The organism is Micromonospora sp. NBRC 101691, from assembly GCF_030269285.1.
In the GTDB taxonomy this organism is placed as follows: Bacteria; Actinomycetota; Actinomycetes; order Mycobacteriales; family Micromonosporaceae; genus Micromonospora; species Micromonospora echinospora.
In genome coordinates this window covers 1-339 of the sequence record NZ_BSTB01000069.1, presented here as the reverse complement: position 1 = coordinate 339, position 339 = coordinate 1, and the positions used below count along the sequence as shown (strand labels likewise).

The 339-nt window shown below is 67.6% G+C and carries 1 pseudogene; it reads right to left on the bottom strand.

The annotated features are described in order from the left end of the window. Positions 1–339, bottom strand: a pseudogene (locus tag QSK20_RS31990) (sulfate adenylyltransferase); the annotation flags it as partial.

Below are 339 nucleotides of genomic sequence, written 5' to 3'. Positions count from 1 at the left end.
TGTCCCCACGGGAGATGTCGATCTCGTCGGTCAGACGGACGGTCACGGACATCGGCGGGAACGCCTCGCCGACGGGTCCGTCAGCGGTCTCCACCGACGCGATGTGGGAGGTGAACCCCGACGGCAGCACCATCACCTCGTCCCCGGGCTTCAACACCCCAGAGGCGACCTGACCGGCGTAACCCCGGTAGTCCGTCACCGTCGTGGACTGCGGACGGATCACGTACTGCACGGGGAAGCGGACGTCGACGAGGTTCCGGTCCGAGGCGATGTGCACGTGCTCCAGGTGGTGGAGCAGGGAGGGGCCTTCGTACCAGGGGGTGTTCTCCGAGCGGGTGA